Source organism: Chimaeribacter arupi (genome assembly GCF_002858805.1).
Classification (GTDB): domain Bacteria; phylum Pseudomonadota; class Gammaproteobacteria; order Enterobacterales; family Enterobacteriaceae; genus Chimaeribacter; species Chimaeribacter arupi.
The window spans coordinates 148,560-164,450 of the sequence record NZ_PJZI01000005.1 but is presented as its reverse complement, the minus strand read 5'-3'; the positions used below and the strand labels follow the sequence as shown (position 1 = coordinate 164,450).

The following is a 15,891-nucleotide window of genomic DNA, read 5'->3' as shown; positions in this document are numbered from 1 at the left end:
GTGATCCTGATCTTAGTCTGGATATGGCGAAAGAGGGGGTTTATCTATCATTCCGGCGTGCCGGGCGAGTTCTTCAGTAAATTATGCTGGCAATCCAGCATGATAAGTTTAAAAACTGGGTTTTCCCAAATAAATTGCCGTCACCATTGCTAGAAAATATGTCCCGCAGTTGGGTACATGAAAATATTGGGTCGCCATTAAGAAGTGCGCCTCCCTTCATTGTGATGAAACGCGCGTTTGGCTGGACAGATCTGTATGAATCAAAAGGGCGGCCTATACCTACTAGTATGCAAATCAGCTATGACGTGATGGATAATGTCAGAGCCGTCGCCTTTATGCCCACGTCCGAACTTCGCTGGTAGCCTTATATCCTTTACCCTCCCGCCCGCGTGTGTCACTGCGCGGGCAGCGCGTGGAGCGGGGTTTTTTTCCCGGCCTTTCCTTTCTGACAGGTAAAAAGCCTGTTTGTGCTTTAAGAGATAAACGCTATTGACGATAGTTAAAGAATACTACACCGTTAGCACGCACAGTTTTCCACCTGCGTTGTACTGATGAGAGGGCAGGAAAATTCAGGCTAAATACACCCGTGGTATGCCAAAGTGACATCGTCACGTTTATACTGCCTTTTACCAAAACGTTGCATCTCAAAAGGATAGGATCATGCATTTCATTACGGTGCCCGGCTACACCAACTCCGGGCCGCAACATTGGCAAACGCTGCTGGAAGAAAAATACCCGCAGATTATCCGTGTGCAACAGCAGGATTGGGACTGCCCGGCGCGCCAGGCCTGGATTGACGGCATCGCCGCGACGCTGGCACCGCTCACCGGCGATGTGATGTTGATTGGCCACAGTTGCGGGGCGGTAGCGATCACGCAGTGGGCGGCGCAAATGTTGCCCATGCCCGGTGCAGGGTTCACCATCAAAGGTGCGCTGTTGGTGGCCCCGGCAGATGTGGACGCACCTGACGCGCTGGAGGCGATCCGCATCCAACGGCCGTTAAGCCTCACTGCGCTGCCGTTCCCCTCCTTGCTGGTCGCCAGTGATAACGATGAACACCTGAGCCTGACCCGCGCCAACCAGTTTGCCGCCGCGTGGGGCAGTGAGCTGGTGATTATCCGCGGCGGCGGCCATCTGCACAGTGCGGCCGGGTATGGCGAGTGGCCGTTATGCGAAGTGCTGATTAACCAGCTCTCCGGTAACCAGCTCCAGTCAGTATGATGGAAGCGGGAAACCGGCATTCTGTGTCTGATTGTCTATACTGTTAATTCACTTTCGTTTTTTGACGAAATCTGGATAGTAACGTTAACCATTGAGGAGCACGTGATGAGCCAGCAACAGTTTGCCAGCCAACAACAGGACGATAAGAGCAAAAACCCGTCGCCTTCCCATGCCAACGACAAAGACGATCCGCATAGCGCACCGGAGTCCGGCGACAAAGAGCCGCCCAAAGAGACGCCAAAGCATTGATTGTCAGCCCGGCGCACTGCGCCGGGTTAACCTTCCGCCTTTCCCCCTCCTCAGAATGCAATCTGCATTGACAGTTCCGCCATACGCGGCTCGCCCAGTTGCGCAGAGGCATAGCCTGCACCGCTGTAACCATTCAATCCACCCGGCACAATATTCGTCCAGTAATGGCGATTGGTCAGGTTGGTGATGTCCAGCCGGAAAGTGGTCGCGGTATTGAACAGCGTGGTCTGGTAACTGCTGCCGAGATCAAACGTGGCATAGCTGCCTACCCAGTTATCGTTGGCGTTATCCGTGGGGCGGCGGCCGACATAATGCGCCCCGGCATGAACTTCCGTGCCGCGCAGCCCCGGCAAGGTATAGACTGCCAGCATACTGGCCGTGACGCGCGGCAGCCCGACAATCTGCCGGTTTTCAGTGTCCGCGCTCGCGGTGTCGCGCAGGCGCGGATCAAGCCAGGTTACACCGCCAAACAGATGCAGATCCGGCATCACGTCGCCATCCGCCATCAGCTCCAGCCCGCGGTTCCGCTGTGCGCCGTCTACCGCGTAGTCGCCGCCGCTGTTGGTGTAAGCGTAAGGCCGGTCAATCTGGAACAGCGCCGCAGTCAGTAACGCATTACCGATCGCCAGTTTACTGCCCACTTCAACCTGTTTGCTGCGGTAGGGCGACAGCACCGATCCGGCGTTGGTGGCACCAACCGGCGCCACATCCCCCTGTTGCAGGCTGTCAGCATAGGTGACATACAGCGTCAGGGGTTCTACCGGTTTGTACATGATGCTGCCGGAGCCGCTGAACCCGCTGTCATCAGAGGCGCTGCTGCGCCGGCCGCTCTTGGCGTAATTGGCTGAGGTTAAAAAGCTCTGGCTGCCGGAAAGCAGCAGGCTCCACTGCGGGGAGAATGTCAGGGTATCGCTGAGTAAAAAAGATTGCTGGGTGGTGGTCGCGGAGTGGTAGCGATCGGTAAAGTCAGGGTAATCGGGTTCGGCAAACGCCTGGGGATCCTTCAGGCTTGCCTGGCCCAGCGTCACGGTGCCGCCGTTGCGCGGATTATAATTTTTCCAGACAAAGCCGCGCATCCCGGCTGCGATGTCATGTTTCAGCCAGCCGGTTTCCACCTCGCCGGTGAGGTTGGCGAAATAGCTGTTAATGGTGAAACGGCTGGCAGTCGCGCTGGATGCGGTGGTTTTGTAGTCGCCGTTACCGTTCAGGAAGGTATTGGTGACTGCCGTGGATTCACGATCGGCAATCTGGCGCAAGACCGCGATTTCGCCCAGCCAGTTGCCGTCAAAATCGTGTTTCAGGTGAACGGCGGCGGTCAGAGTTTTATCATCATTTCCTGCATAATACTGGCCGGAACGATCCTGATCGATGCGCGATGCTGATGGAAACGCCACGCCGTCGGCCAGCGCATAACTGGCCGGCAGCCCTTTCTGGTAATAGTGGTAATAGCTGAACGTGGTCTCCAGCACTGTCTGATCGGTGAGGTTAGCATCCAGGCCAAGAGCCACCAACTGGCGGCGTTGGCGGCTGTTGGCGGCATAACTGTGCCCTTCGTCATCCACCAGGTTCAGGCGGTAACGCACCCGGTCATCGCTGTCGAGCGGGCCGCTGAGATCGGCGGCAAGCTTACGGCTGCCGTCAGTGCCGCCGCCCAGCGTGATGGAGCGCTGCGGCAGATCGGTCGGGCGTTTTGACACCAGGTTGAACATCCCCGCCGGATTGGCCGGGCCATACAGTGCACCCCCCAGGCCATTCAGCACCTCAAGGTGGTCAAACTGCTCGACCGGATACGCGGTGGTCGACACCACATTCAACCCATCTATCAGGCTGTTTTGTACCACGCTGCCCTGCATACCGCGGCTCTGCGGCCGCGCGCCGTCACCCTGCACAGAGGGCAGATAACGGTAAATTTGCTTAATGTCTTTCAGTTGCTGTTGCTGCATCACACGCGGTGATACCGCCTGAACCGCGTAAGGCGTGTCACGGACAGCGCGTTTCCCCAGGTTGCCGAGCGATGCCTGTTTCTCAGGTGCGGGGGTGTCGGTGGCAGAAGGTGTGGCAGTCACGGTCAGGGTGTCGTCTGGGGCAGCGGCATAGGCGGGCAGCGCGGCAGCAACAGCAAGTGCTGCGACGCGGCGGGCAAAAAGGGAGGTGGTCTTCATCAGGTAGCAGGCCAATGGCCGGAGTAAAGAATCAAGGGCGCGAAGGTTAACATATCGATATGTATTATTGTATATAACGATCAATAAACCGCATCAATCATAACGATGTATATAAAATTATATAACGATATGCTAGCTTAAGGCGTTTGTGTTTCGCCCACGTAGGTATTTATGAACGGTCACCTCAGGCTGATTGCGGTTTGTTCCCTGTTTTTTGCTGCTGTTTCCCCGGTATTCGCCGCAGAAGCAACCCGGCAGGTTGTCGATGATACGGGGAAAACGGTCACCGTGCCGGGGCAGGTCAGGCACATTGCCGATGCCTGGTATGCGCACCACTCCCTGTTAATGACGCTCGGTGCAGGCGGCAACATTGTGGCAACGGTCAACCATCCTGAAACCCGCCCGTGGATGTTCCGCCTGCAACCGTCGCTGGCTCAGGCGCTTAGCGTGCACGGCATCACCTTTAACAGTGAGGCCTTACTTGCGCGGCAGACAGATGTGGTATTTGTTCCGGCAGGTGACGGCGATGCCCCGGCCTACCGCCAGGCGAACATTCCGACGCTGGAAATGCGCTTTACCGATTATCCCTCATTGAAAAAATCACTGCTGACCACCGCCGCGGTGCTGGGCACGCCGGAAGCTGCCGCGCGGGCCGACGCCTATAACCGCTATCTGGATACGCAACTCACCCAAACCACCCAGCGCACCGCTTCACTGACGCCCGCGCAACGGCCGGCCGTGCTGCATATTGCCTCCCTGCATCCGTTAAAAATAGACGGCAGCGACACGCTGATCGACCAGTGGATTCAGGCGGCAGGCGGGCGTAATGCCGCCGCAGCGATCAAAGGCAACCTGCATGAAATCTCCCCGGAGATGATCCTCGCCTGGCAGCCGGATGTGATTATTCTCGGGGCAGATGCCGGCACCCTTGCAGCGTCAGACTACGCCGCGCTGTTCTCCGCGCTGAAGGCGGTGCAGCAAAAGCGGGTATACCGCAACCCGGCCGGTGTCTTCCCGTGGGATCGCTACGGCACTGAAGCTGCGCTCCAGATCCCGTGGGCGGCAAAACTGCTGCACCCGGACCTTTTCCCGCAAAGCGATATGGTGAAAATTACCCAGGATTTCTACCTGCGCTTTTTCGGTTACCGGTTAAGTGAAGCCGAGGCAACGCGCATGTTGAAGGGGTTGGGGCCGGAGTGAAGGGGGATAGATAAAGAAAATGTTCCCCCGTCCCATCACGGGGGCGCCTGTTTTACTCTTCGGGCAGTTTATCAGGATCTGACAAGGCGGCACTGGCCAGGGCCTCTACTTCCGGCGGCAGCGGCAAGCCGAGGCGGGCGAACAGTTTTTTGGCGCGGCGGGCATCCCGCTGGTTTTGCGCATGTTCAATCACGCGCTGTTGCCGCATTAGTTGTTCAGCGCGCCGCTCGTAATAGTCACGGCGATCCGCCTCTGTCATCCGGTAACCCACCACATTTCCCGCCAGCCGTACCGTCTCCACCGGCACAAACACCACAGAGCGGCAACCGTCCGCCACCCGTGCCAGTGCCTGACGATCGTGGTGTTCATCCGGTTGCAGGATGTGGCCGGCCAGCATCCTTTCCACATACGGCATAAAGTGTTCGACATTCTGCTTCCTGGTTACCGCCATCTTCACGCTCCCCGAGAAAAAAAGTCCTGATTAACAGCATACTGCCGCTCTGCGAAAACGTCTAACCGCGAAGCGCAGCGAAAGGCGATCACGGCCAAAAAAAGAGACGCGGGCCGGAAATCACCGCCGTATTGGCAGTAAAGGTCAAGAAATTACGGGGAATATTATTAGCAACAGGTGACGGTCGCTTTGGTATAAAGGGTAAAGATGAGCTGGATAGGGTCGAGTCAGGACTGGGGCAAAACAGGTGCTAGCATATTTTTTTTACAATCAGATGCCATTTCCCGCAGCAAAGCTTTTTTATGTGGTGGCATTTGAGGCTCAACATGAGCTACTAAAAAAATTTTTCTCATTATTGACAGGCGCGTGAGACAAGGGCTTGCATAACGTAAGCAAACGCATAATAGCGAACACTATATATTGTGTGGTTTTGCCAAAATTATTTATGCGTTAAGATTGAGCTATCGAGAAGGGCTGATGGAATATTGAGCAATTAGTTCGGCGTAAAGATACAAACAGATATTTGTGGCTTTTTTTGAAAGTGGTGGAAGTATCGCTCCCTCTAAAGAAAAGGCCCGGGTTGCACCCCGAGCCTGATCTAGATTCCCTGCTATCCAGTTAGGAGCTGAATACAGAGAGGGTGGCCGTTGAGCCAGTCTTCACGGCCTCAGACTACTAATCACAGTAGTAAAATGCAAACAGTATATAAGTCAATGACTCAAGCGTTTTTTATAAATTATTGTTTGCGTTAGTAAAACCGACTAATCATGTAGGAGTGATTAGGCCTAAATCGTGGTGCCGTTGAGCCAGTCTTCACTCACTCGCTCTTCATCTATAGCAACGGGGATTAGAGGTAGCTATAGAGACATGCGGCACTCAATCAGAAAAGGAAACGCCATGGCGACTTTTTTGGTAGTGCTGGAGTTCTGCAATATCGTTTTGCAGATCATCCTGACGGTCATGCAAATGACCGGGAAGTAAGAGCAGGAACAAGATAAACCGCCTCCGGGCGGTTTTTTTGTTTAATGCTGACCTGGCTAAGGACTCCTGGTCTTAGCCCATACCTGTTCACGCTCTGTACATAAGATTTACGACTGCTTTACCTAACATGCCAAGATATTTACAATACGCTTACTTTGTAAGTAAAGGCGCTTTTACAGGTTAAATCCCTCGATTGAAATCACTTCAAACTCGTTAAAATACAAACAAATAAACAAAATCACTTTTCGAATTATCTAAAATTTGGGTTTTCATTTGGAAAATTATCATGCAAGTATCGAGCATCTAAAATCCTGCCTCCGCGCTGAAGTTATGAGATCTGATAAAGAGTTCTCCTGGCTTAAGACGATCCACAAGGCGATTAAGTGCCCAGACAGACGTTTTCATTTTTGGTGGCGCGTGGCTAATCACCTCTACCTAAACGATACAATGAAGAAATACGCTGTCAGGGTGAACCGCAAGCTGCGGAACAAGTATGGGCTGGACATTAAGCTGGGTGCCAAAATCGGCGTGGGGCTGAGCATCTCTCATTATGTGGGGATCGTCGTGGCGGACTGCTGCGTCATCGGTGATAACTTCTACATTAAGCAAAACGTCACGATCGGCGTTAGAAAGAATGACCAGGAAGGTAAGATCTACATCGGTGACAATGTTGAGGTCGGGGCAAACAGCTGCATCATCGGTGAGAACCTGCGGATTGGCAGCAACGTGATTATTGGGGCAATGACGTTCGTCAATAAGGACATTGCTGACAACTCCGTTGTCTACAACAAAAAAGAGATGGCCTACCTCGGGTAACTGGCCATGCCTTCAGCCCCTAATAACTGACAAACACGACTCCTTTGCGCCTGGCCAACACCTAATAGAGGGCGGTGGCCAGCTCTCCCGCTTCCCCAGTAACTGCATCACCAGGTAAACGGCTGGCATCCTCCTGATACCGTCTGGTGCAGAACGCCTCACCGGCACCGTCCCGCGCCACCAGCTCCAGAATAGCCCGACATCGATACTGCGGCTCCGCTGTAACATGAAATTTCTCCACCTCCACCAGCGCAGCCAGTGAAGCGCGCCCATGAAACAGAGCCAGGTAAGGCATTCCCCGAACATGGATCTTATGGATAATGTCAAAACGCTTGGTAATGGCTTCAGGGCTGTAGGATTGGGAGAGATTTATCATACTGGTGGCTCTTTGCCAGGTGAGAACCGCCGACACCAGCCGGCGGATAATAATTAACGGGCTTAACCGTGCCTGTGTGAAGTTTTGATGTATAAGGGATGCCCCTCTTTATCGAGACGTTGGAGAGAGTTATTGTGCCTTTTCTCTAAAGCGCGCACATATTCTTCACTGAGGCGTCCATAGACGGATTTAATTCTCTCAAGCTCATCAGCGGCTGCTGCGCCACTCATTGCATCAATGGTAACAGTAGGCTGAGGGCTACTGGCAAACCTAGCATCGGAGAGATGCAAAGAAAAATCCCTATATATCAAATCACTAGAATCTTGTACCCTTTTGTATAATACATGGTGAGATTTTTTTTGGCGTTTAAATGCGCTATTAAATTTGTCTGAAATTACGTAAGCAAGCACAGTTTTATCAGGTTCATGTAAATATCTCTCCACACGCACATCAACAAACTGGGGCTTGTCAGCAACCGCTTTTTGCTCATTTCGCCCTTCAGCTGTGGCTATGACATCGGATACGACACCACAGGTGATGTCCAGAAAATTGCGGACATCCTCAATATAGGCACCGTAGTCAAATTCACTCAGGAAAGCCTGACTAAGGTCTTCCGGATGGGCAGCTCGGTATTGCTCAATTTCGATCAATAACTCACGCAGAGCTTTGGTAGACACGCGCGTAGTGTAGAACGCGACCATGCCAGCAAAGTCTTTGTGACCTGTAATGTAGGCTGCATCCATATTGATGTAACCCATCATCAGCTTTTTCAAGCGTGGATATTGGGTAGGTGTTTTAGAAATCAACATGATACCTCCTATAGCGGATATGCCGTCATGATATAGTTATCTCTGCCATGAATTGTTTCACCGGCGTCAACCCACAAAAGTATAATTTTCAAAGTATATGTTTCAGTAGGGGGGGCAGTGGGAGAAGCATCTCTCCGAAAGTAACGCCCTACTGGAAAGTTATTGGTGTACTCAAGGACTAAATCTTTATCAGGTGCTTCGTCACCAGCTGAGCCACCACTTGTTCTATGGCTCTCCTGCCACTCAAAGACTTCTGCCAAGTTGGCTAAGAGCGCCTTAGCAATCAGCGCTTCAGCGAAAGCCTGATCGTAGCAAAAAGCTCCGCTTGCTGAGATGTCATCCAAGTTAAATCTGCGTTTAAGCCAGGCGTCAGTTTTGTTGACATGCCTTTCAAGTGTGTGCCCACCAGGAGGCCTGCGACTCCAATCCATTGATTCATGCTGCGTAAGGTCTGTATTCATGATGTCATGCATACACTCTGCAAGGTCACGCGCATTTACATCAGGTGGTAAAGGTTGGCTCCAAAAATCCATTTTTTACCTTTAAAGTATAGAGAAAAAGGTAATAATACGCCTGCCTGTTCTTATTTTGAACTTCTTTGATAGAAATGCGTGCGTTTAAAGAACTAAAGCTGGTGGAGCTGCTTTCCCACTCTGTGCACTTGGGCAGTCTCGACCTTCGGAAGCCCCACCAGCGACCAACGGCCTTCGTTTGATTATCAGCCTGCATTTTCATATAGTCAGCGCCTGCCTAATGCCCTCCTGGGCAATGAGAGGCTGCTTGTTTTGTGCTTACCTGGAAAGGGGTGAGTACATGCCAAGCGGCTTTACGTTCCGGTTCTAAACGGAACAGTGGATAGTTGGGTACAAGGCGCGGATCAGCGCCTTAATCTTACTCAGCACCCCTCCTGATTTACTCTCATTTGGCCAACACACAACACAGCGACGAAACCAATATATTTATTGGGGGAAAGTTGGCAGCCAAACACTCCAGATTGACGTCATGGGAAATATCGCAATACCTGATTGAGCTTGGCCGGCCGGCCACCGCCAAAGAGGTTGCGCAGGGATTGAGAGAGCGTTACCCGCAGTACAATTCGACAGTCAGTGAGATCTACTTGCGCATGAGTTCCATCGCTAAGTCGCATAACTCTGATTGCCGGGTTAATGATTCTGTCAGGCCGCGAACCTTCCATCTCACACGATTAGACGACGAATTTTTCAAGCGATGCCGGAACCCGGAGCGGATCGACCCGGAAAGACGGAAAGTGATGTTGATGACCGAGGAAGAGAAGGAAAGGGCAGAGAGCCGCATACCGCGGCTTGCCCTTAAGATTATGGCGGACTGGGTACACCTGAACCCGTTATTTTTCTCCAAAAAGCGTTTCTGTGACGCCAGACTTATTAGGTATGGAGTCACAAACCTTTTGAGCTGCTGCACACAACCTGTTATAACTGCCGCCACTGATTTTCTCCCCTTCTTTCCATAAAAATGAACATGATGAAAACCACCGAGATCGATTTCACCAGCGAACATGTCGGGCAGCATGTGGTGGCTTATATGCAGGAAATCCGTGCCACGCCGTTGGCGGTGCTGGACAATGTGGACGAAGAGGGCACGGTTGAAGAGATCATGCGTGTCTGGATCCGGCTGTCACTGATGATCACCCGTCGGCGGCCGGAGATTGCCATCTCTTCCTTGCTGAACCATGTGTTGCCGGGCATTGGCGCTTTGCCGCTGAAAAAAGTCTCACGCCTGCGGCTTAACCGGTTGTTTAACCTGTTATTGGCCGAAGGCAAAATCTCTGAGGCCAAACGGGTGTTCGCCCTGTGCAAACAGTTCCTCGGTTGGGCGGAAACCCAGGGTTATCTTGACCACTCCCCACTTGGGTCAATGAAACGCCGCGATGTGGGCGGGCGCAATGCCCCCCCCCGCGAGCGCACGTTGACTGATGCCGAAATCTGGGTGTTCTGGCATGGGCTGGATATGTGGGAGCTGTCAGAACAGAGCCGCTGGGCATTGCGGCTCTGCCTGCTCTCCGCCCGGCGCCCGGATGAGGTCATCCGCGCCCGGCGGGATGAGTTTGATCTTAAGGCGGGCATCTGGCGGCAGGGGCGGCGCAATAAATCACAACGCGATCACACGCTGCCGATAAGCCCGCTGATGCGGGAATGCATCGAGGCGCTTGAGCGGGCCAACACCCCAGACAGCCCGTGGCTGGTGCCGTCACCGCTGAACGCAGCGCAACCGCTGTCAAAAGGTGCGATCACCCAATCGTTGCGGCGGCTGGTGCGGGCGGAACGTGGGCTGGGGCTGGAGCCGTTTACCACCCGTGACCTGCGGCGAACGGCCCGATCTAAACTCTCTGCGCTGGGTGTCCCCAATGATGTGGCGCGTAAGATCATGAACCATGCGCTTGAGGGTATTGATAAAGTCTATGATACGCATGATTATCTGGCGCAAATGCAGGTGGCGCTGGATAAACTCTCCGCTGATGTGGCCACCCTTATCACGGCCGAAAGTTACCTGACGCTGCCCCATAAATATGGCGGTGTGCAACTGACGCTGCCGCCCACCGCAATGCTCTATACAGAGGCGTGACGCCGTCACGCCGGGGCAAATAACCGCTAAGATATTTGCGTTAAGTTATGCAGTAAATCGGTTTTATAGGAGAATTAAAAATAAAGCTGCAAAAGTAAGTAGTTGAAGTAGAGGCTTCTCCTGCTTCCGCTATAATTCTCCTGTTATTTTAATGTAAATCATACTGGGTATTAGCTACCAAAATATTTTATATGCACCATACTCATTAGGTGATGCCCCTCTATAGAAAGTGAATAAGGGAACCGCTATGAAGCTATTAACCGATATAGTGGAATATAGAACGTGGCTGTTTGATGAGTACCTTTTGTTTCCCGGTTCGGGAATAAACCCTCTCATGAATAATGAAGAGGTCGAAGAGTTACTTTTTCAAAACCGGCCCCGGTTCTTTCCATGCATTGCGTATGTCACACCGTCAGAAAGCCACCCCGGTACAGCGGAAGTAAAATATATCAGTAAAGAGCAGGTTGAACACTGGGCGGGAATTATGGGCAGTCTGCCGGCACGTAATAACGATGATTTTATGAATACCGATGGGAGTTTGTAATACCCTCCGGCCTGATGACCTGTTGCCGGCTGTGTTTCCAGCTGCCTTCCTGCGATATGCCGGCCAATCATACCGTTATAATGACTTAATAATCAAAAGGTTTCCTTTAAGATGCTGATTGCCCAGGATGGCGCAATCAGCATTGGACGTTACCCATTCTTTTGCCCTTATGCCAATCCGGCTGGGTATCGGTTACCCGGCCTGCTCATTATTGGCCGTGTCAGGCACCCCGGCAGTGATATCCTGGTGGCCGACCCGTTCCCGGTAAGCCGTCATATTGATAATCGCAATGTCGAGTGCCGCCAACAGCTGCAACTGATTGAGCTTTGGTGAAAAGAATACTTCTGTTCCGGCTTCACTGGACATAATTAACAACGGGATCGCATGGTGCGGCCCCGCATCGTGATAAATTTGTTCATAAGTATTTTTGAGAATAGGGATCTTTCTTTTCATCGCTAACCCTTACTTGGCTTGTCAGTACGCAGCATTGTCTGTCATATCTAAATGAAAGTCGTCGTTAAGAATATGATGAATAATAGGAATATAAATCAGCGCGGTTCTGCCGCGTCTATAACTATAGGCCGGATCCAGCTTGCCTGATCGGCCAATGTGCAAGTTGAGAGTGTGTTCACACAAATCAATTAATATCATTTACACGCTGCATTGTCTTTCAGAACCGCTCATTTTTCTCACCGGCGGTTATCCCGGCCGGCGGCTTTTTCCCTTACATCAATCACATCCTCTTTTTTCCTCTGGTGTCCTGCCTTGCAAAGTGCCCGGCCGCGCATAGACTTTGGGGAGGAGGGACCATGCATACTCACGATCTTGTGTTGCTTATCAGCCGCGCACAATTTGCTTTTACCATTGGCTTTCACATTGTTCTGGCAGCGCTGGCCATCGGCCTGTCCATGTTCCTCAGCGTGATCACGTTTCTCTGGGTGCGTACCCGGCACCAGGCCTATCTGGACATCATGCATTTCTGGCAGAAAATTTTTGCCCTGAACATGGGCGTCGGCGTGGTGACCGGCGTGGTGATGGAGTTCCAGTTCGGCACCCATTGGGGCCCGTTTACGGCGCGCGCCGGGGCGGTGATTGGCCCGCTGATGTTTTATGAAGTGCTGGTCGCCTTTTTCATCGAGGCAGGTTTCGTCGGGCTGATGCTGTTCGGCCTGAAGAAAATCGGCCCACGCCTGCACCTGTGCGCCACCCTGATGGTGACCGTCGGGGCCATTGTCAGCGCATTCTGGATTGTGGCCGCCAACTCCTGGATGCAGACCCCGGCCGGTTTCGCCCTCGAAAACGGCGGGCGCTTCGTCCCCACTGACTGGTGGGCGGTGATTTTCACCCCCTCATTCCCGTACCGCTTCCTGCATATGTTGCTGGCGTCAGTGCTGGGGACTGCGCTGTTAATCGCCGCCTGCGCGGCCTGGCACCTGCTGCGTGACCGGCACCATCCCCAGGCGCGGGTGATGTATGCCGTCAGCCTCGCCGGGGTGATGCTTTTTGCCCCACTGCAAATTCTGGTGGGGGATCTGCACGGGGAAAATACCCTGGCGCACCAGCCGCAGAAAGTGGCTGCGATGGAGGGAAGCTGGCAGCGGCCCGCACCGGGTGACGGTGAGCCGCTGCGGCTGTTCGCCCTGCCGGACCAGCAACAGCAACAAAACCGGGCAGAAGTGGCTATCCCGCATGTCGGCTCACTCTATCTGCGCCATAACCTGACCGGCACCATCACGCCGCTTTCGGCATTTCCGCCTGCGGACATTCCCAATGTGCCGCTGGTGTTTTTTGCTTTCCGGGTAATGGTCGGGCTGGGGCTGCTGATGGCGCTGGCCGCGATCACCGGCCTGGTGATGTGGCTGAGGGGCCGGTTATTTGAGAGCCGCGGGCTGGCCAGGCTGATGGTGGCCCTTGGCCCGGCCGGGTTTATCGCCATGCTCGCCGGTTGGGTGGTGACGGAATCCGGGCGGCAGCCGTTCACCGTGTATGGGTTGATGCGCACCAGTGAAAGTCACAGCGTGTTGAGCCTGCCGCTGGCGCTGGCGGTGATAGCCGTGATTGCCGCGGTTTACCTGCTGACGTTCGGCATCGGCTTTAAACTCCTGCTGCGGATCCTCGGTTCGCGCCCCAAAGCGGGGGAGCAGGGCGCCGCGCCGGAAATGTGGCAGATGCTGTCACAGCCGGAGGAAAAGTAATGGAGTTCTTAACCGGGCAAGACGGGCTGGCGATCATCTCCACGGTGACGCTGGCCTTCTCACTGCTGACCTACATCCTGCTGGACGGCACTGACCTGGGCGTCGGCATCTGGCTCGGGGTGACCCCGCAAGCCGCCGACCGCCACCGGCTGGCGCTTTCCATCCTGCCCATCTGGGACGCCAATGAAACCTGGCTGGTGCTGCTGTTGGGTGGAATGCTGGCGCTGTTTCCCGCCGCGTACAGCGCCTTTTTCACGGCGATGCTGGTGCCCTCCCTGGTGATGGCGATGGCGCTGGTATTGCGCGGCGCGGCAGTGGAGTTCCGGCAGGTATCACGCCGCCCCTGGCTGTGTGATGCGGCGATTTTTGCCGGTTCCCTGATTGCCGCGTTTTTTCAGGGCATATTATTCGGCAGCGTGATTCAGGGGATCCCCGGTGGCGCGGCCCCGCCGGAAACCCTGTTGTGGTGCACCCCATTCACCCTGTTCAGCGGCGGGCTGCTGGTGGCGGTTTATCTGTTGATGGGTGCCGGCTGGCTGATCTGGCGTATGGCCGGTGAGCTGAGCCGCCAGTACCGGCAGCGTGCGGCCTGGCTCGGCGGGCTGACGCTGCTGCTCTGTGCAATATTTCTGACCTGGATGATCCACCTGAACGCGCACAACGCCGCACGCTGGCATGACACCCCGGTCTGGGTCACCTTTGTGCTGCTGCTGGCAGTCCTGACGGGGATATTTTACCGGGTGTTACCGCATCATCTGACCCTCTTACCGTTAATGACACTGCTGCTGGCGGTGACGTTGGTTTTTCTGGCAATCGCGCTGACGTTATTCCCGTATGTGCTGCCGCCGGATTTAACCTTGTTTAACAGCGCCGCGCCCCCGGCAACGCAGGGGTTTGTGCTGGTGGGTTACGTGTTGGTTATCCCGTTCACCTTGTTTTATAACACCTATGTGTTTTCAGTCTTCAGGGGGAAAATTCACCGGCAGTCTGCCACGGTGAAAAATTGATATTACCCCGATGCTGATCTATACCTTCAAAACAAGGCGCTTTTCTGGTCAGAATAGTGTTCCACCGTTGAGGTACTGCTAAAAGGAAGAGGATATGAAAGACAGCGAATTACCGGGAAAAATACAAGATGATCCGCATGAAGGCCAACCCGATGGTAAAACTAACCTCGTCATCGCCTATACCGCCTGGGCCATATTTGTGGTGGTGATTGGGACGTATGTCGCGGTGTTCTGGCGTTGATAACAGATGTGGGTTTCTGATGTTATTACCGCCCCGGTCGTTATTACCGGCTTAAACTCATTACCCGCCGGGTATCATTACGATACCGGCGGGTAAATGTTATTTCCCCTGCTAAAAACGCCTTTCGGAATCCTCTCAAAACCTCCTCTGCGTTATCTGCTGCTTTCTTCGCAAAACAATAAATTATGCAGGCATTATGCAAAACCAATAAACGCCGCCGGGCCGCGTCTCCTGCGGCTTCGCGCTGAACCGGCCTCATGCCCGGCACGCAAAAGGGAACAGCCAAATTTATTATTTTCAGGGGGTTAATACCGTAAATCCTGCGTTTTCCAGGCAAGTTGCCTGCTGCCGGACTGGATAAATGGTCATTTACGACTACGCTTAATCATGTAACGGAAAATGATGTTCTACGGTGAATAACTGGGAGATAACGTATGACAACGCTAGAAAATTATCTTGATTGGCTGCGGGACGCTCACGCGATGGAAGAACAAGCTGAAACCATGCTGAAAGGTATGGCCGGTCGCCTTGAGCATTATCCTGACCTGAAAATGCGTATCGAGCAGCATATTAGCGAAACCAAAGATCAACAACGTCTGGTTAAAAGCGTCATTGATCGTTATGACACCTCTAATTCCACCTTTAAAGATATTGCCGGTAAAGCCACCGCAATGGGGCAGGCAATGGGCGGTATGTTTGCCAGCGATGAAGTAGTTAAAGGTGCAATCAGTGGTTACGTGTTTGAAAATCTGGAAATTGCCTCTTATACCTCGCTGATTGCCGCGGCAAAAGTCGTAGGTGACCAGGAAGGGGAACGTATTTTCACCCAGATTCTGGAGCAGGAAGTGGCAATGGCAAAATGGTGTCTGGACCATCTGCCGGATGTTACCCAGAAATTCCTCGCACGTTCTGAAGCACCCAACACCGAAGCAAAAAAATAGTTTTTCTTCCTTCTCCCGGCACTCCGGTGCCGGGATGAAAATAGCATGATCCCCTATTTCCGATTCCATGCCTGAATAAGGCAGGGTGAACGTTGCC

Annotated in this window: 17 protein-coding genes and 1 pseudogene; 12 read left to right on the top strand and 6 right to left on the bottom strand. The window is 53.4% G+C overall.

Features of this window, described 5'->3' with window-relative positions:
- The 3 genes and pseudogenes from CYR52_RS22875 to CYR52_RS22600 all read left to right on the top strand — a co-directional run.
- Window positions 1-362: pseudogene (locus tag CYR52_RS22875) on the top strand (DUF6392 family protein); the annotation flags it as partial.
- Between the two features lie 298 nt (window positions 363-660).
- The gene (locus tag CYR52_RS05110) at window positions 661-1,221 is read left to right on the top strand and encodes an RBBP9/YdeN family alpha/beta hydrolase (protein WP_072928048.1); all 561 of its coding nucleotides are present in this window, start codon (window positions 661-663) and stop codon (window positions 1,219-1,221) included.
- 105 nt (window positions 1,222-1,326) lie between these two features.
- Window positions 1,327-1,470 carry a hypothetical protein gene (locus tag CYR52_RS22600; RefSeq protein ID WP_165698513.1) on the top strand — a complete coding sequence of 48 codons (144 nt, stop codon included), beginning with the start codon at window positions 1,327-1,329 and terminating at the stop codon, window positions 1,468-1,470.
- Between the two features lie 50 nt (window positions 1,471-1,520).
- Here the strand turns inward: CYR52_RS22600 and CYR52_RS05105 are convergent, their stop codons facing one another.
- Window positions 1,521-3,632, bottom strand: coding sequence for a TonB-dependent receptor (locus CYR52_RS05105; RefSeq protein WP_072928046.1), 2,112 nt, complete (start codon window positions 3,630-3,632; stop codon window positions 1,521-1,523).
- 171 nt (window positions 3,633-3,803) lie between these two features.
- On the opposite strand from CYR52_RS05105, the gene CYR52_RS05100 reads away from it, so the two are divergent.
- Window positions 3,804-4,832 (top strand): ABC transporter substrate-binding protein, encoded by a 1,029-nt coding sequence (locus CYR52_RS05100; RefSeq protein ID WP_101828090.1) that lies wholly within the window; start codon window positions 3,804-3,806, stop codon window positions 4,830-4,832.
- Window positions 4,833-4,884: 52 nt separating this feature from the next.
- Here CYR52_RS05100 and CYR52_RS05095 read toward each other — a convergent pair whose 3' ends face one another.
- Window positions 4,885-5,283, bottom strand: coding sequence for a hypothetical protein (locus tag CYR52_RS05095; RefSeq protein WP_139300280.1), 399 nt, complete (start codon window positions 5,281-5,283; stop codon window positions 4,885-4,887).
- Window positions 5,284-6,711: 1,428 nt separating this feature from the next.
- On the opposite strand from CYR52_RS05095, the gene CYR52_RS05090 reads away from it, so the two are divergent.
- Window positions 6,712-7,080, top strand: a complete 369-nt coding sequence (locus tag CYR52_RS05090; protein ID WP_241522387.1) for an LbetaH domain-containing protein — start codon at window positions 6,712-6,714, stop codon at window positions 7,078-7,080.
- Window positions 7,081-7,141: 61 nt separating this feature from the next.
- On the opposite strand, the gene CYR52_RS05085 is transcribed toward CYR52_RS05090, so the two are convergent.
- The 3 genes from CYR52_RS05085 to CYR52_RS05075 all read right to left on the bottom strand — a co-directional run bounded on the left by CYR52_RS05085 (window position 7,142) and on the right by CYR52_RS05075 (window position 8,798).
- Window positions 7,142-7,456 carry a hypothetical protein gene (locus tag CYR52_RS05085; protein ID WP_101828088.1) on the bottom strand — a complete coding sequence of 105 codons (315 nt, stop codon included), beginning with the start codon at window positions 7,454-7,456 and terminating at the stop codon, window positions 7,142-7,144.
- 62 nt (window positions 7,457-7,518) lie between these two features.
- Window positions 7,519-8,265 carry a contact-dependent growth inhibition system immunity protein gene (locus CYR52_RS05080; RefSeq protein ID WP_146001324.1) on the bottom strand — a complete coding sequence of 249 codons (747 nt, stop codon included), beginning with the start codon at window positions 8,263-8,265 and terminating at the stop codon, window positions 7,519-7,521.
- An 8-nt stretch (window positions 8,266-8,273) separates the two neighbouring features.
- Complete coding sequence (locus CYR52_RS05075) at window positions 8,274-8,798, bottom strand: RNase A-like domain-containing protein (protein WP_146001323.1); 525 nt, start codon at window positions 8,796-8,798, stop codon at window positions 8,274-8,276.
- 389 nt (window positions 8,799-9,187) lie between these two features.
- Between CYR52_RS05075 and CYR52_RS23140 the strand changes: the two genes are divergently transcribed.
- The 3 genes from CYR52_RS23140 to CYR52_RS05055 all read left to right on the top strand — a co-directional run bounded on the left by CYR52_RS23140 (window position 9,188) and on the right by CYR52_RS05055 (window position 11,410).
- Window positions 9,188-9,754 (top strand): hypothetical protein, encoded by a 567-nt coding sequence (locus CYR52_RS23140; RefSeq protein ID WP_101828084.1) that lies wholly within the window; start codon window positions 9,188-9,190, stop codon window positions 9,752-9,754.
- Window positions 9,755-9,765: 11 nt separating this feature from the next.
- Complete coding sequence (locus CYR52_RS05060; protein WP_101828098.1) at window positions 9,766-10,866, top strand: tyrosine-type recombinase/integrase; 1,101 nt, start codon at window positions 9,766-9,768, stop codon at window positions 10,864-10,866.
- A 247-nt stretch (window positions 10,867-11,113) separates the two neighbouring features.
- Window positions 11,114-11,410 carry a hypothetical protein gene (locus CYR52_RS05055; protein WP_072928041.1) on the top strand — a complete coding sequence of 99 codons (297 nt, stop codon included), beginning with the start codon at window positions 11,114-11,116 and terminating at the stop codon, window positions 11,408-11,410.
- A gap of 192 nt (window positions 11,411-11,602) precedes the next feature.
- On the opposite strand, the gene CYR52_RS05050 is transcribed toward CYR52_RS05055, so the two are convergent.
- A complete protein-coding gene (locus tag CYR52_RS05050; RefSeq protein WP_072928040.1) occupies window positions 11,603-11,863 on the bottom strand; it encodes a hypothetical protein in 261 nt (86 codons plus the stop codon).
- Between the two features lie 356 nt (window positions 11,864-12,219).
- On the opposite strand from CYR52_RS05050, the gene CYR52_RS05045 reads away from it, so the two are divergent.
- The 4 genes from CYR52_RS05045 (at window position 12,220) to CYR52_RS05035 (ending at window position 15,794) form a co-directional block, all read left to right on the top strand.
- Window positions 12,220-13,605, top strand: a complete 1,386-nt coding sequence (locus tag CYR52_RS05045; RefSeq protein WP_101828083.1) for a cytochrome ubiquinol oxidase subunit I — start codon at window positions 12,220-12,222, stop codon at window positions 13,603-13,605.
- Window positions 13,605-14,612: a cytochrome d ubiquinol oxidase subunit II gene (locus CYR52_RS05040; protein WP_101828082.1), complete on the top strand. Its 1,008-nt coding sequence runs from the start codon at window positions 13,605-13,607 to the stop codon at window positions 14,610-14,612. The genes CYR52_RS05045 and CYR52_RS05040 overlap by 1 nt, the downstream gene beginning before the upstream one ends.
- A 94-nt stretch (window positions 14,613-14,706) precedes the next feature.
- Window positions 14,707-14,853, top strand: coding sequence for a hypothetical protein (locus CYR52_RS22595; RefSeq protein WP_165698514.1), 147 nt, complete (start codon window positions 14,707-14,709; stop codon window positions 14,851-14,853).
- Between the two features lie 434 nt (window positions 14,854-15,287).
- Window positions 15,288-15,794, top strand: coding sequence for a ferritin-like domain-containing protein (locus CYR52_RS05035; protein ID WP_072928034.1), 507 nt, complete (start codon window positions 15,288-15,290; stop codon window positions 15,792-15,794).
- Window positions 15,795-15,891 lie beyond the last annotated feature (97 nt).

Coding starts and splice junctions, on each gene's coding strand:
- CYR52_RS05110 (WP_072928048.1), top strand. CDS start 661: ATGCATTTCATTACGGTGCCCGGCTACACCAACTCCGGGCCGCAACAT.
- CYR52_RS22600 (WP_165698513.1), top strand. CDS start 1,327: ATGAGCCAGCAACAGTTTGCCAGCCAACAACAGGACGATAAGAGCAAA.
- CYR52_RS05105 (WP_072928046.1), bottom strand. CDS start 3,632: ATGAAGACCACCTCCCTTTTTGCCCGCCGCGTCGCAGCACTTGCTGTT.
- CYR52_RS05100 (WP_101828090.1), top strand. CDS start 3,804: ATGAACGGTCACCTCAGGCTGATTGCGGTTTGTTCCCTGTTTTTTGCT.
- CYR52_RS05095 (WP_139300280.1), bottom strand. CDS start 5,283: ATGGCGGTAACCAGGAAGCAGAATGTCGAACACTTTATGCCGTATGTG.
- CYR52_RS05090 (WP_241522387.1), top strand. CDS start 6,712: ATGAAGAAATACGCTGTCAGGGTGAACCGCAAGCTGCGGAACAAGTAT.
- CYR52_RS05085 (WP_101828088.1), bottom strand. CDS start 7,456: ATGATAAATCTCTCCCAATCCTACAGCCCTGAAGCCATTACCAAGCGT.
- CYR52_RS05080 (WP_146001324.1), bottom strand. CDS start 8,265: ATGTTGATTTCTAAAACACCTACCCAATATCCACGCTTGAAAAAGCTG.
- CYR52_RS05075 (WP_146001323.1), bottom strand. CDS start 8,798: ATGGATTTTTGGAGCCAACCTTTACCACCTGATGTAAATGCGCGTGAC.
- CYR52_RS05060 (WP_101828098.1), top strand. CDS start 9,766: ATGAAAACCACCGAGATCGATTTCACCAGCGAACATGTCGGGCAGCAT.
- CYR52_RS05055 (WP_072928041.1), top strand. CDS start 11,114: ATGAAGCTATTAACCGATATAGTGGAATATAGAACGTGGCTGTTTGAT.
- CYR52_RS05050 (WP_072928040.1), bottom strand. CDS start 11,863: ATGAAAAGAAAGATCCCTATTCTCAAAAATACTTATGAACAAATTTAT.
- CYR52_RS05045 (WP_101828083.1), top strand. CDS start 12,220: ATGCATACTCACGATCTTGTGTTGCTTATCAGCCGCGCACAATTTGCT.
- CYR52_RS05040 (WP_101828082.1), top strand. CDS start 13,605: ATGGAGTTCTTAACCGGGCAAGACGGGCTGGCGATCATCTCCACGGTG.
- CYR52_RS22595 (WP_165698514.1), top strand. CDS start 14,707: ATGAAAGACAGCGAATTACCGGGAAAAATACAAGATGATCCGCATGAA.
- CYR52_RS05035 (WP_072928034.1), top strand. CDS start 15,288: ATGACAACGCTAGAAAATTATCTTGATTGGCTGCGGGACGCTCACGCG.